The 17,295-nt window shown below is 76.1% G+C and carries 14 protein-coding genes and 1 tRNA gene; 9 read left to right on the forward strand and 6 right to left on the reverse strand.

Annotated features, from left to right (window positions below):
• The first annotated feature begins 82 nt into the window (after window positions 1-82).
• Together FKM96_RS15100 and FKM96_RS15105 are read left to right on the forward strand one after the other, a co-directional pair.
• Window positions 83-1,027 (forward strand): LLM class flavin-dependent oxidoreductase, encoded by a 945-nt coding sequence (locus FKM96_RS15100; protein ID WP_147795932.1) that lies wholly within the window; start codon window positions 83-85, stop codon window positions 1,025-1,027.
• A complete protein-coding gene (locus FKM96_RS15105; RefSeq protein ID WP_246855006.1) occupies window positions 1,024-3,381 on the forward strand; it encodes an LLM class flavin-dependent oxidoreductase in 2,358 nt (785 codons plus the stop codon). Before FKM96_RS15100 ends, FKM96_RS15105 begins: the two co-directional genes overlap by 4 nt.
• A 443-nt stretch (window positions 3,382-3,824) precedes the next feature.
• On the opposite strand, the gene FKM96_RS20775 is transcribed toward FKM96_RS15105, so the two are convergent.
• Window positions 3,825-3,968, reverse strand: a complete 144-nt coding sequence (locus tag FKM96_RS20775) for a hypothetical protein (protein ID WP_168216998.1) — start codon at window positions 3,966-3,968, stop codon at window positions 3,825-3,827.
• 277 nt (window positions 3,969-4,245) lie between these two features.
• Between FKM96_RS20775 and FKM96_RS15110 the strand changes: the two genes are divergently transcribed.
• Both FKM96_RS15110 and FKM96_RS15115 read left to right on the forward strand, forming a co-directional pair.
• Window positions 4,246-6,180: an HNH endonuclease signature motif containing protein gene (locus FKM96_RS15110; protein WP_147795933.1), complete on the forward strand. Its 1,935-nt coding sequence runs from the start codon at window positions 4,246-4,248 to the stop codon at window positions 6,178-6,180.
• A 763-nt stretch (window positions 6,181-6,943) separates the two neighbouring features.
• Window positions 6,944-7,642 carry an AMP-binding protein gene (locus FKM96_RS15115; protein WP_147795934.1) on the forward strand — a complete coding sequence of 233 codons (699 nt, stop codon included), beginning with the start codon at window positions 6,944-6,946 and terminating at the stop codon, window positions 7,640-7,642.
• A 165-nt stretch (window positions 7,643-7,807) separates the two neighbouring features.
• On the opposite strand, the gene FKM96_RS15120 is transcribed toward FKM96_RS15115, so the two are convergent.
• The 3 genes from FKM96_RS15120 to FKM96_RS15130 form a co-directional block, all read right to left on the reverse strand.
• Complete coding sequence (locus FKM96_RS15120; protein ID WP_168216999.1) at window positions 7,808-8,857, reverse strand: serine hydrolase; 1,050 nt, start codon at window positions 8,855-8,857, stop codon at window positions 7,808-7,810.
• Window positions 8,858-9,000: 143 nt separating this feature from the next.
• The gene (locus FKM96_RS15125) at window positions 9,001-9,885 is read right to left on the reverse strand and encodes a type II CAAX prenyl endopeptidase Rce1 family protein (RefSeq protein ID WP_371300431.1); all 885 of its coding nucleotides are present in this window, start codon (window positions 9,883-9,885) and stop codon (window positions 9,001-9,003) included.
• 120 nt (window positions 9,886-10,005) lie between these two features.
• Window positions 10,006-10,395 (reverse strand): hypothetical protein, encoded by a 390-nt coding sequence (locus tag FKM96_RS15130; RefSeq protein WP_147795936.1) that lies wholly within the window; start codon window positions 10,393-10,395, stop codon window positions 10,006-10,008.
• A gap of 154 nt (window positions 10,396-10,549) precedes the next feature.
• On the opposite strand from FKM96_RS15130, the gene FKM96_RS15135 reads away from it, so the two are divergent.
• Both FKM96_RS15135 and FKM96_RS15140 read left to right on the forward strand, forming a co-directional pair.
• Window positions 10,550-10,852 (forward strand): hypothetical protein, encoded by a 303-nt coding sequence (locus FKM96_RS15135; protein ID WP_147795937.1) that lies wholly within the window; start codon window positions 10,550-10,552, stop codon window positions 10,850-10,852.
• 50 nt (window positions 10,853-10,902) lie between these two features.
• Window positions 10,903-11,889, forward strand: coding sequence for a Gfo/Idh/MocA family protein (locus FKM96_RS15140; protein ID WP_147797154.1), 987 nt, complete (start codon window positions 10,903-10,905; stop codon window positions 11,887-11,889).
• 69 nt (window positions 11,890-11,958) lie between these two features.
• On the opposite strand, the gene FKM96_RS15145 is transcribed toward FKM96_RS15140, so the two are convergent.
• Window positions 11,959-12,034, reverse strand: a tRNA-Arg gene (locus FKM96_RS15145).
• A gap of 60 nt (window positions 12,035-12,094) precedes the next feature.
• Window positions 12,095-12,748 carry a FadR/GntR family transcriptional regulator gene (locus FKM96_RS15150; protein WP_147795938.1) on the reverse strand — a complete coding sequence of 218 codons (654 nt, stop codon included), beginning with the start codon at window positions 12,746-12,748 and terminating at the stop codon, window positions 12,095-12,097.
• Window positions 12,749-13,138: 390 nt separating this feature from the next.
• Between FKM96_RS15150 and FKM96_RS15155 the strand changes: the two genes are divergently transcribed.
• Genes FKM96_RS15155 through lysA form a run of 3 tightly spaced genes read left to right on the forward strand, consistent with a single transcriptional unit; the run spans window position 13,139 to window position 17,244 of the window.
• A complete protein-coding gene (locus FKM96_RS15155) occupies window positions 13,139-14,137 on the forward strand; it encodes an MFS transporter (protein WP_246855007.1) in 999 nt (332 codons plus the stop codon).
• Window positions 14,138-14,176: 39 nt separating this feature from the next.
• Window positions 14,177-15,856 (forward strand): arginine--tRNA ligase, encoded by a 1,680-nt coding sequence (argS, locus tag FKM96_RS15160; protein ID WP_147795939.1) that lies wholly within the window; start codon window positions 14,177-14,179, stop codon window positions 15,854-15,856.
• Window positions 15,853-17,244, forward strand: a complete 1,392-nt coding sequence (gene lysA, locus FKM96_RS15165) for a diaminopimelate decarboxylase (RefSeq protein ID WP_147795940.1) — start codon at window positions 15,853-15,855, stop codon at window positions 17,242-17,244. Before argS ends, lysA begins: the two co-directional genes overlap by 4 nt.
• Window positions 17,245-17,295: the final 51 nt, after the last annotated feature.

Genomic DNA, 17,295 nt, shown 5'->3' on the forward strand with positions numbered 1-17,295 from the left:
GTCCCGTGGTTGAGCCAATCATCTGCTAGACATACGATCGTGCTGGCCGACGGATGCGTCGGCGGATCGAGACGAGGCGGACATGACGGACTACGGCCACGACCTGCTGTTCGGGTCGTTCATCACGCCGAGCAACGCGGCGCCCGAGCGCGTCGTCGGGCTCGCGCAGCTCTCCGAGCGGGCGGGGCTCGACCTCGCCACCTTCCAGGACCACCCCTACCAGCCGTCCTTCCTCGACACCTGGACCCTGCTGTCCTACGTCGCGGCGCGCACCGAGCGGATCACCCTCGCGCCGAACGTCGCCAACCTCCCGCTGCGGCCGCCCGCCGTGCTCGCCCGCTCCGTCGCCAGCCTGGACCTGCTGTCCGGCGGCCGCGTCGAGCTCGGGCTGGGCTCGGGCGCCTTCTGGGACGCCATCGAGGCCATGGGCGGGCGGCGGCTCACCCCGGGTCAGGGGGTCGACGCGCTGCGCGAGGCCATCACGGTCATCCGCACCCTCTGGGACACCAGCGAGCGCACCCGCGTCGACCTGCCGGGCGACTACTGGCCGCTCGCCGGCGCCAAGCGCGGCCCCGCGCCGGCCCACCCGGTCGGCATCTGGGTCGGCGCCTACAAGCCACGGATGCTCCGGCTCACCGGGGAGCACGCGGACGGCTGGCTCCCGTCCCTCGGCTACCTCCGCAGCCTCCAGGACCTCGACGACGCGAACGCGCGCATCGACGACGCCGCGCACGCCGAGGGCCGCGACCCGCGGGCCGTGCGCCGGCTGCTCAACGTCGGCGGGCAGCTCACCGCGCGACGCAGCACCGACCTGCTCTCCGGGCCGCCCGAGCAGTGGGTCGAGCAGCTCGCCGTGCTCGCCCTCGAGCACGGGATGAGCGCCTTCATCGCCACCGGCGACGACCCGACGCTGCTCACCGTCCTCGGCCAGGAGATCGCGCCGGCCGTGCGCGAGCTGGTCGCCGCGCAGCGCGGCGGGTCCGCCGGCGTGGCCCCCGAGGCCGTCGGGGCGGGGGATCAGGCGTGACCGGCGTCGACCTCGGGCACCCGCTGCAGCTCGGCGTCGAGCTCGTCCCGTCCGCGGCCGACCCCGGTGCGCCGGGGCGGCTCGCGCGGCGCGCGGAGGAGCTGGGGCTGGACCTGGTGGTCGTGCCGGACGGCGCGGGTGCCGGGGACGGCGCCGGCGTCGCCCCGGAGGCTCCGGGAGGGCGGGAGGGTGTGGCGACGCGGGAGGGCGCCGGTGCGCCGGAGGGCGACGCGCTCGACGACGCGCTCGACGCGTGGACCGTGCTCGCGTCCGTCGCGGGCGCCACCGAGCGCGTCGACGTGGCGACCCGCGGCCTGCGGCTCGACGACCGGCCCCCGGCGGTGCTCGCGCGCGCCGTGGCGAGCCTGGACCACCTGGCGGGCGGGCGCATCACGCCCGGGCTCGCGCCCGGCCCGGACGGTGCGGACGCCGACGACGCGCTCGACGCGCTCGCCGAGGGCGTCGACGTCCTGCGGGGCATGTGGGCCGCCGCCGAGCCGGGGCCGCTCGTGCACGAGGGGCGGCACCACCGGGTCGCCGGGGCGCAGCGCGGTCCGGCGCCCGCGCACGACCTGGCCCTGTGGCTGGGTGCCGTGCCGGGTGCGGTCGACGCCGGTGCGCGGACGCTGGCCGCGCGCGTCGCCGACGGCTGGTGGCTGCCGGTGCCGCCGCGCACGGCGTCGCACCTCGACGCCGTGCTCGGCGAGCAGACCGCCCTGGACGCGGCGCTCGCGGCCGCGGGCCGGGACCCGCGCGAGGTCCGGCGCGGCCTCGTGCTCGACGCGGGGGCGCTCGGCCTGGGGGCCGGCGCCGACGGGTCTGCGCCGGTCGCCGACGTGGCGGACGCCCTGGCCGCCCTCGTCCTCGAGGCGGGTGTGGGGACGCTCGTCCTCGGGGTCGCCGACGACCGCGCGCTCGAGGCGTTCGCCGAGGTGGCCGGCGCGGTGCGCGACCGCGTCGCCGCCGCCCGCGCGTCCCGCGGCACCCGGGTCGGCACCCTCCGGAGCGCCGCCGTGCGCGCCGCCCGGGCGCCGGGCATCGACTACGACGCGATCCCGGCCGCCCTCGTCGGCACCGCCGTCGAGCCCGGCGACGCCGGGTACGCCGCCGTCCGGTCCACCTACATGCGAGGCGGCCGGCCTGGGCTCGTGCTGCGGCCGGGCGGGACCGCCGAGGTGGTCGAGGCCCTGGCCTACGCCCGTGCCCAGGACGTCACGATCGCGATCCGCAGCGGCGGGCACGGCATCAGCGGGCGGTCGACCAACGAGGGCGGCATCGTGCTGGACCTGTCGCGGATGAACGCGATCGAGGTCCTCGACGTCGCCGCCCGGCGGGTCCGCATCCAGCCCGGTGCGCGCTGGGGTGAGGTCGCCGCGGCGCTGCACCCGTACGGCTGGGCCCTCACCTCCGGCGACTACGGCGGCGTCGGCGTCGGCGGCCTCGCCACCGCGGGCGGCATCGGCTTCCTGGTGCGCGAGCACGGCCTGACGCTCGACCACCTGCGCGCCGCCGAGGTCGTCCTCGCCGACGGCTCCGTCGTCCGGGCGAGCGCCGACGAGGACCCCGACCTGTTCTGGGGCATCCGCGGCGCCGGGGCGAATCTCGGCGTCGTCACGTCCTTCGAGTTCGAGGTCGACGAGGTCGGGGACGTGGGTTTCGCCCAGCTCGTCTTCGACGCCTCCGACACCGAGCGGTTCCTCGTCGACTACGGCGCCACCCTGGAGGCCGCGCCGCGCGACACCACGGCGTTCCTCATCATGGGACCGCCCCGCGGCGGGATCGTCGCCGCGCAGGTGATGGCGATGGTCGACTCCGACGACCCGGAGACGATCATCGAGCGGCTGAACCCGTTCGCCCGGATCGCGCCGCTGCTCCAGCAGCAGGTGCAGGTCGTGCCGTACCCGGCCGTCGTCTCGGTCCCGCAGCGGCACACGTCCGACGGCGAGCCCGTCACGCGGTCGGGCATGGCCGAGCACCTCACCCCGGAGCTCGCCGCCGACGCCGCCCGGCTCGTCCGCAGCGGGGCCACGCCGTTCTTCCAGATCCGAGCCGCCGGGGGAGCCGTGCACGACGTGCCCGCCGACGCCACCGCCTACGCCCACCGGTCGGCGAACTTCAGCATCGTCGCCATGGGCAGCAGCCGGCGGCGGATCGACGCGATCTGGGACGCCATGGCGCACCACTTCGACGGCACGTACCTGTCCTTCGAGACCGACCCTCGGCCCGAGCGGCTCGCGGACGTCTATCCCGGGGCCACCCTCGAGCGGCTGCGCGGGCTCAAGCGGCGGTACGACCCCGAGGACGTCTTCCGGCACAACTACTCGGTCGCAGAGCCGCCCGCCGTCGTGCTCTGAGGGCCGGTCGCGGTCGCGGCTCTCGGGGTGCGACCCCGAGGGCGACCGGGGGTCGGCCTCCGCCGCGAGGAGGAGGCCGTGCACCCCGAGGGGGACCCCGTACGCCCGACGTCGGACCCGAAGATACGGCGCAGGGCCGATCCGCCGGGCGGGGTCGGCTTGCCAGGATGGAACCCGTCAGCACGTCGAGGGCCGGAACGAGGAGCAACGTCATGTCGCCGCAGGTGTGGATCGTCGTCGCGGGCCTCGTGGCCGTGATCGTCGTCGTCGGCCTGGGCGACCTGGTCACCCGTGCCCGGGACGCACGCCAGCGCGTGCGCCGCTGACCCGCCGCGGGCGGGTGCCGGGAGGAAGGCCCGGCACCGCCCGCGAGGCCGTGGCTCGCGCCACGCAGGACGACGCCCGCACCCCCGGGGGGAGGTGCGGGCGTCGTCGCGTGCGGGCTACTTGCCGATCTTGTCGTCGGCCTTCTTCTCGAGGTCGTCGATGTGCTCGGCGTTGCCGCCGCCCGACTTCTTCGCGGCGGTGTCCCCGGCCTTCTCGATGCCGGCGTCGCTCGCCTTCTCGGTGATGTCGTCCAGGCCCATGACGCGGTCCTCTCGTCGCTCGGGTGCTGCCGGCGGGTCGCGGGGCGGCCCGCCTCCGCCAGTCTCGGACGGGGCGCTCCGGGGCGCGACCGGGGGCGGCCCGGTCCGTGGTCGGTCGGTCGAGCAGCCCACGGCCGACCGCTCGGTGCGGAGGTGGGCTCGGGCGCGGCTCCACGTGTGGGCGCCGAGTCGTCCACAGGTGCGGTGGCCGTGCTCCGTCCCCAGGGCGAGGTGCCGCCGCCGGGGGCGTGTCGGTGGGCGTCGGTAGTGTCGTTCCATGGCATCTGACCTGCAGGAACACCCCGACGGCGACCCGGTCGCTGCCGTGGTGCTGCCGGTCTACGGGCCCGACGGGACCTGCCTGACGGACTTCGGCCCGGACCCCGTCGTCGCGGCCGGTGGGGCGCCGCGCACGGGTGAGCAGCGGCAGATCGAGGCGATCCGGTCCTGCGAGCCCGGACCCGAGCTGGACGCGTGGTTGCGGGGGCTGGATGCGAGCGTGCTGCCCTCGGCGATCGTGGTCGAGGTGATCGCCGCGCAGACCCGGATCGAGTCCTACCAGCACGCCCGGACCCTCGGCCTGATCGCCGAGCTCGCCTCCCGGGAGGAGATGAGCCCGGAGTGGTCGCCGCTGGCGGGCGCGCCCCCGACGCAGGCGTGCGTGGCCGGCGACGAGCTGGCGATGCGCCTGGGATGGCCGCGGGTCGCGGCGACGAAGACCGTGCACCGTGCCCTGGTGCTGGACGGGATGCTCGGCGCGACCCGCGAGGCGTTGGAGGTCGGGCACCTCGACGCGGCCAAGGCCCAGGTCCTGACGGCGGGGTTGGCGGACCTGTCCTTCCAGGTCGCCCACGCGGTGGAGGACGCGGTGCTGCCCGACGCCGACCAGTGCTCGGTCGCCGAGCTCCGCCAGCGTGTGGAGCGGGAGATCCGGCTGGTCGACCCCGAGGGCGCCGCCGCGCGCCGCGAACGCGCCCGGTGCACGAGGAGGGTCTCCCACCCGCGCCCGCAGCCGGACGGGATGGCCTCGATGTGGCTGGTTCTGGACGCGGCGGACGCGCTCCGGGTCGACGGGGTCCTCACGCACGCCGCGAAGACCGCCAAAGCGCTCGGCGACGACCGCACCCTGGACCAGCTGCGCGCCGACGGCCTCCGCGACCTGGTGGTCGGCGACGTCCCGGAGTCGGACGGGCCGGCGTTCGAGGTCCACCTGTCCCCGGGCCTGCCCGTGCCGCCGGAGCCGCGACGGTCGTGGAACGGGGCGACCTCCACCGACCGGGACGGCGCGGTGCTCACCCGCCCGGTGGAGCCGATCCCGATCGCCACCCTCACCCCGCTCGGTCCCGCCACGCACCCCGAGCCCCGTGTGGGCCACCAGGCCCCTTCGCGCGGAGCGCGACGCACGTCGACCGGGGTCCCGACCGACACCGGGGCCGAGTTGGGGGCCGGGGCCTCAGTCGACACGAGGGTCCCGACCGACGCCGGGGCCGAAGACGACGCCAGGGTATCGACCGACGGCGGGACCGGAGCAGGCACCACCACCTGCGCCACCACGCCGAACCCAACGAGCGGAGCCAACCCACCTGCCCCGACGCACAGCCCTGTCGCGACGGCGACCGCCACCGCGACCACCACCGCGCGTCGCGGCTGCACCCGCTGCTCGGGCCGTCCGGGCGCCGAGATCCGGATCACCATCCCTGCGTCCACCCTGCTCGGGCTGGACGACCAGCCGGCGCACCTCGACGGGCACGGCCCCGTCGACGCGGTCCAGGCCCGGGCCCTGGCGATCGGCGGGGTCTGGCAGCGGGTCGTCACCGACCCACTGACCGACCGGGTCCTGGACGTCGGCCGCGAGCGGTATCGACCACCCGCCGCCCTCGCAGAACTCATCCGCGTCCGGGACAAGACCTGCGTGGCACCCGGCTGCCTGGTCCCGGCGTGCGGCTGCGAGCTCGACCACACCCAGGAGTTCCACCCTCGACCCGGCGGCGATCCCGACGCGCCCCTAGGCGGCACGGATGCCGACAACCTGGGCCCGGTCTGCCACCGGCACCACCGCCTCAAGACCGACGGCGGCTTCCGACTACGGCAGATCCAACCCGGCCTGTTCGAGTGGATCACCCCGACCGGCCACCGGTACCTGACCCGGCCGGGCACCGGGCAGATCTACGACGCCACGGCCGAACCGTACGACGCACCACCTCCCTTCTGAGCGACGAACCGCTCGTCCGGTCCGTGCGCGGCCGTCCGCCCCGCGCCTCGCGCGGCACTCCGTTCCCGGGAGCACCGTCCGACCCGCGCCAGAACCCGGCGACGACCTCCGCCCGCGTGGGCCGGTGCCGCAAGCGATCCTCTGCGCGTCCGAGACCCCACCCCACCCACCCCACCCCACCCCGCGCCCGCCATCCGCCGGCGGCCTGCGTACACCTCGGGGGTCAGTCGTCCGGCCGATCTCTCGCGCGCGTTCGTCCTCCTGCGGTCGTGGGTCTACCGCGGCGGGTGTAGGCGCGATCCCTCCCGGGGGATGACGACGCGAGGTGCCCGGGCGGGGGACGGTGGGAGCACGTCGCCGGACCTGCCGGCTGAGCGTTCGAGGAGGCACCGTGACCGGTCTCGATCCCACGGACCGCACCGTCGCCGAGGTTCCCGCACGTCGATCCGGGCACGCGCCCTCCAGGGACCGGGTCGCGGCCACCGTCCCGGACGTCGGCGCCGACCGGGGCGTCGACACCCGTCGGAACCACGCCACCGTCGGTGGCCGCACCACCGTCGGGGGCGTCGAGCACGCCGGGAGCTTTGCCACCGGCGGGAGTCACTCCACCGTCGGGGGCCTCGAGCACGCCGGGAGCGTTGCCACCGTCGGGAGCCTCGACCGCGCCGGGGGCCTCGCCACCACCGGGAGCCCCGCCACCGACGGGAGCGTCACCTCCGCCGGGAGCGTCGCCACCCGTCGTCGCGTCGCCACCGTCGGGAGCGTGCGCGCCGACCGGAGCGTGCGCGCGGACCGTGCGATCCGGCTCGCCTCGGCCCTGCACTCCGCGGGGGTGCGGGCGAACCACCGGGTGTCGCTGGTGCTCGGGCCGGGCCCCGCGCGGTCGGCGACGATCGCGGCCTGTCTCCGGCTCGGTGCGGTCGTGGTCGCGGCCAGCCCCGACCTGCCTGATGCCGAGGTCGCGTCCGCGCACGCCGCGGCCCGCCCCGACGTGGTGGTCGGGGACCGGCGCGGCCTGCGCCTCGTCCGGCGCCTGCGGGGACCCGCGCTGTGGCTGGCGGCCGACCGACCGCGGCTGGCGGACCGGTTCGTGGGTGGGGCGCTCCCGCTCGTCGACCTGGTGACGCGGCACCTGCTCGTGGCCCTGCCCCCGGCGCCGGACCCGCACGGCGACGCGGCGCTGCTGTTCGTGCCGTCGGACCGCCCGGGCGAAGGTCCGCTCGGCGTTCACTGGACGCACGAGGACCTGGAGGCGCTCGCCGGGGCGTCGGGCGACGCAGACAGCGCCCCGTGGGAGGTCGACGGTGCCGTGCCGGGTCCGGGGCGGAGGTCGGCTCCCCGAGGCGCCCGGGCCGCGTCGGTGCCGCTCGCGCTCGACGTGCTCGACGCGGCCGGCGGCTGGCGGCACCGGCACGCGAGCACCGGAGGTCCGGCGCCGGCTCGTCGGCCGGCGCTGGTCTAGCCGCCGGCTGCCTCGGGCCGTCCGGGCGCTCGGGGGTCGGTCGGCCCGCTCGCGGTGGGGACCAGCCGGCCCGGCCGTGGTCGGTGGTGAGTCGGCCGGACCGTGGTCGGGCGTCAGTCGACCGGGCCGCCGTCGGGGTACGTCGACCGGGTCGCGGGTGTCGCGTCACCGCCACCCGCGCCCATCCGCGACCGCGGCGACCGTCGTCCCCACGACGGACTCGTCCTGCCCCACACCGGGATCAGCCGCGACGACCACCGCCACCGCACCGCCCGCCGCCGGGTACCACCGGAGCTGGCACTGGGACCCGACACCCCACCCCTGGGTCATGACGCACGGGCGCCGGGGTACCCCGAACGGGAAGACGCCGAGTCCGACGCCGAGGCCGCCCGGGTCGCGGACGAGCGCGGCCCCCTGGTCGGCGTCGAGCAGGACCCCGCCCCGGCCGTCGAGGGCCCGGCCGACGTCGTCGAGCAGGACGGCCAGGTCCGACGCCGACGCCCACAGGCCTGAGGCGGCGAGGCCGGCGTAGTGCGCCCGGGTGCCGGCGACCCGGTGGCCGTCGGCGTGGTGGCCCGCGGCGGCCGACTCGGCGAGGCGGGCGACCGCGGCCGCGCGCGGGCCGCGGACGTGGGCGGCCGCCTCGCCGGCCCAGAAGCCGGTCGACGAGAGCTCGAGCGGGGCGACGACCTCGCGGTGCAGGACGTCGGCGAAGGACTCGCCGGTCGCGACCTCGACGGCGCGCTCGACGACGCAGTAGCCGGCGTCGGAGTACGCGAAACCGGAACCGGGTTCGACCGTGACCCGGACCGGGCCGACGTGCGCCGCCGTGGTCCCCGCGAGGACGTCCGCGGTCGGCGGGACACGGCCGGCGGCCGGCTCGAACGCGCCCGGCGGGTCGACGACGCCGCCGCGGTGCCCGAGCAGCTCCCGGAGGGTCGGGCCGGTCCGCCCCGGCACGTCGAGCGGGACGAGCGCGCGCACGTCGGCGTCGAGGTCCAGCACGCCGCGACCGGCGAGGCGGAGGACGCCGACCGCGGTGACCGCCTTCGCGGCCGAGCACAGGTGGACGGGCGTGGTCGCGGTCGCGGGGACCCGTTCGGCGAGGTCGGCGTACCCGGTGACGTCGACGACCGGTGGCCGGCCGTCCTCGACGACGACGGTGACGAGGGCGGGAGCAGGGGCGGGAGCGAGAGAGGGCGGAAAAGCGGTCAACGAGGGCTCCGGGAGGTCGGGTGCGACCCGCGGTCCTCGCCCTGGACGCGGCTGTGCCGACGACGCTAGCGGCGCCCACCGACACGCGCGCGGGTCGAACCCGTCTCGCACTCGGCTCTTCTCGCGCTCGGCCCGTCGCGCGCTCAGCCCGGCGCGGTGACGAAGACGTCGAGCAGCTCCGGGTGGTGCGCGTGCACGAGGACGCCGAACACCACGAGGTCGAACAGCAGGTGCACCGCGACGACGTAGGGCAGCGAGGTGCTGCGCGCGAAGATCCACCCCTGCACGAGGGCGAACGGCACGGTGAGCAGCGGCCCCCACTCGCGGTAGCCGAGCTCCCAGAGGAAGGACACGAAGACCACCGACTGCAGGACGTTGGCGGTCCACAGCCCGAGGTGCCGTCTCAGGAGGGCGAAGACGGTGCAGATGAAGAACAGCTCGTCCCAGATGCCGACCGCGTTGACGCCCACGAACAGCCGCGCGATGTCCTGCCCGCCGTCGAGGTCCGGCCAGTTCCGGTAGGCCCCGGAGCCGATGAAGTAGAACGGCAGGACGAGGTAGCCGATCACGACCACGGCGGCCAGGTACGCCCACTGCCAGCGCGCCCAGCGCCGGCCCGTGGCGACGGGGAACCGGATGGTCCGCTGCCCGAACACGTACCGGGAGAGCGCCCACGGCACCAGGACGGCGAGGGACAGGGCGACGGTGAACCGCGCCATGCCGGCGTCGGAGAGGTCCGCCTTGAGCGAGATGGCCGAGACGATCGCCATGCCGGTGCCGATCAGGGCCAGGTCCCGCCCGAGCGCGCGGTCGACGGCGAGTCCGAGCGCGACGCCGAGCACGAGGGGCACGTACCCGAGCGGCCGGACGTGCACGGCGAAGATCAGGACGGCGGCGCCGCACACGAGGGCGGCGGCGAGCAGCCGTGTCGGCGAGCCGATGTCCCACGAGGCGCGCGCGGGCTCCGGGGCGGCACCGCGCGCGGCGGCCGGCGGTGTCGCGGGCGTGGCCGCGGCGGAGGGGGTCACCTGGGCACAGTGCCATGCGCGGCGTGTCGGGGCCACGGGAACGCCGGCCGCACGAGGGCCGGAGGCCGCGCGGTCGCCGCCCGCGCGGCACGGTTCCGGCGAGCTGAGGGACGGGCCCGGTCAGGGCGCGAGGAACGGGAGGCCGGCGAAGAAGACGAGCAGCGCGCCGAACATCCCGCCGCTCATCCGCAGCAGGTCGCGCCTCCCCCGCGGGGAGCGGTCGTACCGCGTGCGCGTCCGCCGCGCGACCGCCGCCGCCAGGAGGAGGAGAGCGGTCGCGACGAGCGGGCGCCAGGACGCCGCGCGGACGGCGACCACGACCTCGACGACCGCGAGGACCGCGGCCACCCACGAGAACAGCTCCGCGCGCCACGAGAACCAGTCCGAGCCGTCGCCCGCACCACGGGCCAGGCCACGCGGGTCTGCGGGGTCGACGTGCGCCTCGCCCGGCGCGAGCGGCTCCCGGTGCTCCACGAGGCCCGGGATCGACGACGGGCGGCGGCGGGGCACGTGCCGACGGTACCGGCCGGGCCGTCACGCCGGGTCAAGCCGGCGCCAAAGTCCTCACAAGTGCCCTGGTCGCGGCCGATCGTACGATCTGGGTGGCATGCGCTTCCCCTCGCGCAGCGCCGCGCACCCGACCCCGCCCCCGGAAGGACCCCCTGTGCTGCGACCGACCCGGATCCTGCTGCGCGACGGCGCGACCCGCGCCCTGCTGCGCGCGGTCGACCTGCGCGGCCACACGGTCCGCATCGAGGGCACCGGGGGCAGCCTGAGAGTCGAGGACACGACGACGGAGACGCTGCTGGTCGACGCCCCGATGGCGCGCCTGGAGCTGATCGACGGCGAGTCGATCCACTACGAGGGCGCGGGCCGGGTGCTCGACCAGCGGGAGCTGCGGCACCTGCGGATCACCCTGGAGTTCAGCGAGCCGGCGGCCCGCTCGCTCCCGCGCGCCCCGCGCTGACCGGAGGGCGGGCCGGACCGCCGTCCCGCCCGGGGGATGATCTCCGGGTGATGCGTCTCGGGGTCGTCGGTGCGGGTGCCATGGTGGCGGAGTTCCTGGAGCGCGGGGCGCCGCTCGTCCCGGGCCTGGAGGTGGTGGGCGTGCTCGCCCGCCCGCGGTCGCTCGACCGGGCGCGGGAGCTCGCGGCCCGCACGGGCGTGCCGCTCGTGACGGACAGCCTGGACGAGCTCTGCGCCGCCGGGATCGACACCCTCTACGTCGCCGTGCCGAACGCCGCGCACGTGGCCTACGCCCGCGAGGGCCTGGAGCGCGGGCTGCACGTCGTCGTCGAGAAGCCGATGACCAGCACCGTCGACGAGGCGCTCGACCTGCGTCGGCTCGCCGAGCAGCGCGGGCGGTTCCTGTTCGAGGCGGTCACGACGATCCACCTGGCCGCGCTCGCGCAGGTCCGGGCCTGGCTGCCGCGGATCGGCGACGTGAAGCTGGTGCAGAGCCAGTACAGCCAGTACTCGCGGCGGTACGACGCGTTCCGGGCCGGGGAGGTGCCCCCGGCGTTCGACCCGGAGCAGTCGGGCGGCGCGCTGATGGACCTCGGGCTCTACAACCTGCACTTCGTGCTCGGCCTGTTCGGCGAGCCCGAGCAGGCCACGTACACCGCGAACGTCGAGCGGGGGATCGACACCAGCGGCGTGCTGGTGCTGCGGTACCCGGGGTTCGTCGCGACCTGCACCCAGGCGAAGGACTCGGCCGGGCCGCAGGGCGGCCTGATCCAGGGCACCGCGGGCCGGATCACGACGTCGACGTCGCCGAACCTGGTCGGGGCGGTGACGCTGGAGCTGGCCGACGGGACCGTGGAGACGGTCGACGACGGGCTGGCGGGGGACCGGCTCGCGACGGAGTTCCGGGCGTTCGTCCGGGCGGTCGAGGAGGACGACCGGGCCGCCGCGTCCGCCTGGCTGGACAGCAGCGTGGCGGTCAGCCGGGTGCAGACCGCGGCGCGGCTGGCGGCGGGGATCCGGTTCCCGGCGGACGGCTGACGCGCCGGCCCGGACGCGGGGCGCGGGGACGACGAAGGCCCGGTCCCTCGAGGGGCCGGGCCTGCGTGCTGGTGCCCTCGATAGGATTCGAACCTACGACCTTCTGCTCCGGAGGCAGACGCTCTATCCACTGAGCTACGAGGGCGGGGTACCGCCGCACGCCGACCGGCGAACCAGCAGCGCGGTGCACGAGACTACCAGGCTCTCAGTCCTCCCCGAGCAGCCCCGACAGGTAGACGCTGGTCTCGTCGACGGCCCGCACGTCGTCGCCCGCCGCGATCGCCTCGACGAGCCCGTCGTGGTTGTCGCCGTCCTGCAGGATCTGCGCGAAGTTGAACCGGATGTTGTCGGTGATCGCGTCGATGAGGTTCTCGTAGAGCGACAGCAGCACGGGGTTGCGCGCCGCCCGGGCGATCGCGCGGTGCAGCGCGAGGTCGGCCGCGACCATCCGGTCGAGCGCGCCCGACCGGTACGCCTCGGCGCGCTGGTCGCGCAGGCGGGTGATGGCCGCCACGTCGGCGGTGGTGCGGCGGCGGGCGGCGAGCCGGGCGGCCTCGACCTCCAGGCTGCGCCGGACCTCGATCACGTCCCGCTGCCGGGCGTCGGCGATCTGCCGGCCCATGCTGACGGCCAGCTCGGAGGTGGACAGCACGTAGGTGCCCGAGCCCTGCCGCCGCTCGACGAGCCCGGCGTGCACCAGCGACTGGACCGCCTCGCGGACCGTGTTGCGGCCGACGCCGAGCAGCTCGACCAGCGCGGGCTCGGGCGGGATGCGGGTGCCGACCGGCCAGTCGCCCGAGGTGATGCGCGCCCGGAGCTGCGCCACCGTCGCGTCGATGAGTCCGGTGCGTCGCGTCATGCGGAGTAGTCTCCCTGGTCAGTTGTGCCGCGATTCAACACGACCGGGGGCACCCGTCCGCCAGCGCCCGCCGACGCGCGCAGTCTCCCGTGCAGAACCGAGGCCGCATGTCGTCCACCACCCCGCCCGCCGGTCCCGTCGCGCCCTGGCGGGGTCGCCGCGTCGTGCTGCTCGGGGTGGTGCTGGTCGCGCTGAACCTGCGGATCGCCGTCGCGTCGGTCTCGCCGATCCTCGACCTGGTGCGCGCCGACGTGGCGCTGTCGCCGACCGAGGCGGGTCTGCTCGGCACGATCCCGGTGGCGTCGTTCGCGGCGTTCGGCTCGCTGACCCCGGTGCTCGCCGCGCCGGGTCGGGCTGGAGCCGCTGCTGGTCGCGGCGATGCTGCTGTCGGTGACGGGCGAGGTCGTGCGGTCCACCTCGACGTCGGCGGCGGGGTTCCTCGGCTGGTCGGTGATCGCGCTGGCCGGCATGGGCATGGGCAACGTGCTGCTCCCGCCGGTGGTGAAGCGGTACTTCCCGGACCGGATCGGCGTGGTCACCTCGATCTACTCGGTGACGATGTCGTTCAGCACGGCGCTGCCCGCGCTGCTGGCGCTGCCGGTGGCCGAGCGGCTGGGCTGGCGGACCGCGCTGTCGGTGTGGGCGGTCGTCGGCGTGCTCGCGGCCGTGCCGTGGGTCGTCGTGGTCGTCCGGTCGGCGGCGGCGCGGACGCACCTGTCCGGCCTGCTGCGCCGGGCGCCCGCGACGACGCCCGCGCTGACGTCGCGGCACCGGTCCGGCGGCCGGGTGTGGCGGAGCCCGCTCGCGTGGGGCATGGCGATCACGTTCGCGATGAACTCGCTCGACTCGTACGTGATGTTCGCCTGGCTGCCGCAGATCCTGGTGGACGGCGGGACGTCGGCGCACGCGGCGGGGGTGTGGCTGTCGGTGTTCGCGATCCTCGGCCTGCCGCCCGCGCTGATCGCGCCGATCGCCGCGTCCCGGATGCGGAACCCCATCGGGCTGGTCGTGGTGTTCGTGACCTGCTGGGCGGTGTCGTACGTCGGGCTGCTGGTGTCGCCGGGCGGGCCGGTGTGGCTGTGGGTGCTGCTCGGCGGGATCGGGCCGGGTGCGTTCCCGGTGCTGCTGGCGCTGATCAACCTGCGCACGCGGACGTCGGCGGGCGCGGCCTCGCTGTCCGGGTTCACGCAGGGCGTCGGGTACGCGATCGCCGGCACCGGGCCGCTGCTGGTCGGGGCGCTGTACGACGCGACCGGGACGTGGACCGCGGCGCTGCTGTTCCTGCTCGGGACGCTGGTGGTGCTGCTGGGTGCGGCGACGGTGGCGTGCCGGCCGGTGATGCTGGAGGACACCTGGGGGCCGCGGCGGCCGGCGGCCCCGCCCGCCTGACGGGTCGGGGGAGCCCCGGCGCGTCGCTACGCTTGTCCGGTGACCCCCGCTGAGCTCTCCGAGTCCCTGCGCGCCGCCCTCGCGGGCGCCGTCGCCGACGGGACCTTCGCCCTGGACGCCGCCGACCTGCCCGCCACCGTGCACGTGGAGCGACCCCGCCAGCGCGAGCACGGCGACTGGGCGACCAACGTCGCGCTGCAGCTGGCGAAGAAGGCCGGGACCAACCCGCGCGCCTTCGCCGAGGAGCTCGCGCGCCGGCTGGCGGACGCCCCGGGTGTCGCGAAGGTCGACGTGGCCGGGCCCGGCTTCCTCAACATCACGCTCGACGCCGCCGCGGCGGGCGAGCTCGCCCGCTCCGTGGTCGAGGCCGCGGGCGGGTACGGCCGCAACGCGTCGCTGGCCGGCGAGAAGATCAACCTGGAGTTCGTCTCCGCGAACCCCACCGGCCCGATCCACATCGGCGGCGTCCGCTGGGCCGCGGTCGGCGACAGCCTCGCGCGGGTGCTCGAGGCGTCCGGCGCGGCCGTGACCCGCGAGTACTACTTCAACGACCACGGCGCGCAGATCGACCGGTTCGCCCGCTCGCTGCTGGCCCGCGCGAAGGGCGAGGAGGCGCCGGAGGACGGCTACGGCGGCCAGTACATCTCCGACATCGCCGAGACCGTCATCGCCCAGGCCGTCGCGGCCGGCGACCCCGACCCGCGCACGCTGCCCGACGCCGAGGCGCAGGAGGCGTTCCGCGCGCGCGGCGTCGACCTCATGTTCGGCGAGATCAAGCAGGCGCTGCACGACTTCGGCGTCGACTTCGACGTGTACTTCCACGAGGACTCGCTGCACGAGAACGGCGCCGTCGACCGGGCCGTCGCGCGGCTGCGCGAGCTCGGCCACGTCTTCGAGTCCGACGGCGCGACCTGGCTGCGCACCACCGAGTTCGGCGACGACAAGGACCGCGTCATCGTCAAGTCCGACGGCGAGGCCGCGTACATCGCGGGCGACCTGGCGTACTACCTCGACAAGCGCGAGCGTGGCTTCGACCGGGCGATCATGATGCTCGGCGCCGACCACCACGGCTACGTCGGGCGGATGATGGCGGCGTGCGCCGCGTTCGGCGACGTCCCGGGGGTGAACCTCGAGATCCTCATCGGGCAGATGGTCAACCTGGTCAAGGACGGCCAGCCGGTCCGGATGAGCAAGCGCGCCGGCACGGTCGTCACGCTCGAGGACCTGGTCGAGGCCGTGGGCGTGGACGCCGCGCGGTACTCGCTGGCGCGCTCGTCGACCGACTCGTCGATCGACCTCGACCTCGACCTGCTCACCCGGGCCACCAACGAGAACCCCGTCTACTACGTGCAGTACGCCCACGCCCGCACCTGCTCGGTCGGCCGGAACGCCGCCGACGCCGGCGTGCGCCGGGACGACGGGTTCGACGCGTCGCTGCTCGACCACGCGACCGAGTCCGTGCTGCTGGGCAAGATCGCCGAGCTGCCGCGGATCGTCGCCCAGGCGGCCGAGCTGCGCGAGCCGCACCGCGTCGCCCGGTACCTGGAGGAGCTCGCCGGGGCGTACCACAAGTGGTACGACCAGCGCCGGGTCCTGCCGTTCGGCGACGAGGAGGTGTCCGACGTGCACCGCACCCGCCTGTGGCTCAACGACGCGACCCGCCAGGTGCTCGCGAACGGCCTGGCCCTGCTCGGCGTGAGCGCCCCGGAGCGCATGTGACGGCCGGCCCGACCGCCGCGCCGGCCCCGCTCGGCCTGCCCTGGCCCGCCTCCGCGGGCCGCGGCGCCGACGGGGCCGTGCGCGTCGCCGGGGTGGACCTCCGCGACCTCGCGGCGGAGCAGGGCACGCCCGCGTACGTGCTGGACGAGGCCGACTTCCGGGCGCGGGCACGGGCCCTGCGGACCGCGTTCGAGGCCGCGTTCGCCGAGGTCGGCGCCGGCGTCGACGTCTACTACGCGGGCAAGGCGTTCCTGTCGGTGGCCGTCGCGCGCTGGGCGCACGAGGAGGGCCTGCGGGTCGACACCTCCACCGGCGGCGAGCTCGCCGTCGCGCTGCGCGCCGGGGTGCCGGGCGCGGACCTCGGCCTGCACGGCAACAACAAGTCCGACGCCGAGATCGCCCGGGCGCTCGACGCGGGGGTGGGGCGGATCATCGTCGACTCCCTCGGCGAGGTCGAGCGCGTCGCCGCGGCCGTCCGCGCGCGGGGCACGGGCGCCGAGCCGGCGCCCGTGATGGTGCGGGTCACCACCGGGGTGCACGCGGGCGGGCACGAGTACATCTCCACCGCGCACGAGGACCAGAAGTTCGGCCTGTCGGTCGCCACGCCCGCCGGTGGCGGCGACAGCCCGGCGCTCACCGCGCTGCAGCTCGTGCTGCGGCACCCCGAGCTGCGGCTGCTCGGCATCCACTCGCACATCGGCTCGCAGATCCTCGACCCCGCGGGGTTCGCGGTCGCGGCGCAGTCGGTGCTCGGGCTGCGCGCCGACCTGGCCGCGCGCACCGGGTACCTGGTGCCGGAGGTCGACCTCGGCGGCGGGTTCGGCATCGCCTACCTGCCCGGCGAGGTGCCGCTCGACGTCGACCGGATCGCGAAGGAGATCGCCGCGGCGGTCGACGCGACCTGCGCGGCGCTCGGCACGCCGCTGCCGCGGCTGTCGTTCGAGCCGGGGCGCGCGATCGTCGGCCCCACCACGCTCACCCTGTACACCGTCGGCACCGTGAAGCCCGTCTCGCTCGACGACGGCCGGTCCCGGCTGTACGTCTCCGTCGACGGCGGGATGAGCGACAACATCCGCCCCGCGCTGTACGGCGCGCACTACCACGCGGCGATCGTGTCCCGGGGGGGCGCCGCCGAGACCGTGCTCGCGCGGGTGGTCGGCAAGCACTGCGAGAGCGGCGACATCGTCGTGCACGAGGTGCAGCTGCCCGCCGACGTGGCGGCGGGCGACCTGCTCGCGGTCGCGGCGACCGGGGCGTACGGCCGGTCGATGGCGTCGAACTACAACCACGTGCCGCGGCCGCCGGTGGTCGCCGTGCACGACGGGGCGGCCCGGGTGCTGGTGCGGCGCGAGACCGAGGACGACCTGCTGGCGCTCGACCTGGGCTGAGGCGTGCCCCCGGGCCGTGCTGCGTAGGTGGTAGGGCGCCGGTTGAGTGCT

The sequence above is a fragment of the Cellulomonas sp. Y8 genome, assembly GCF_008033115.1.
GTDB lineage: Bacteria > Actinomycetota > Actinomycetes > Actinomycetales > Cellulomonadaceae > Cellulomonas.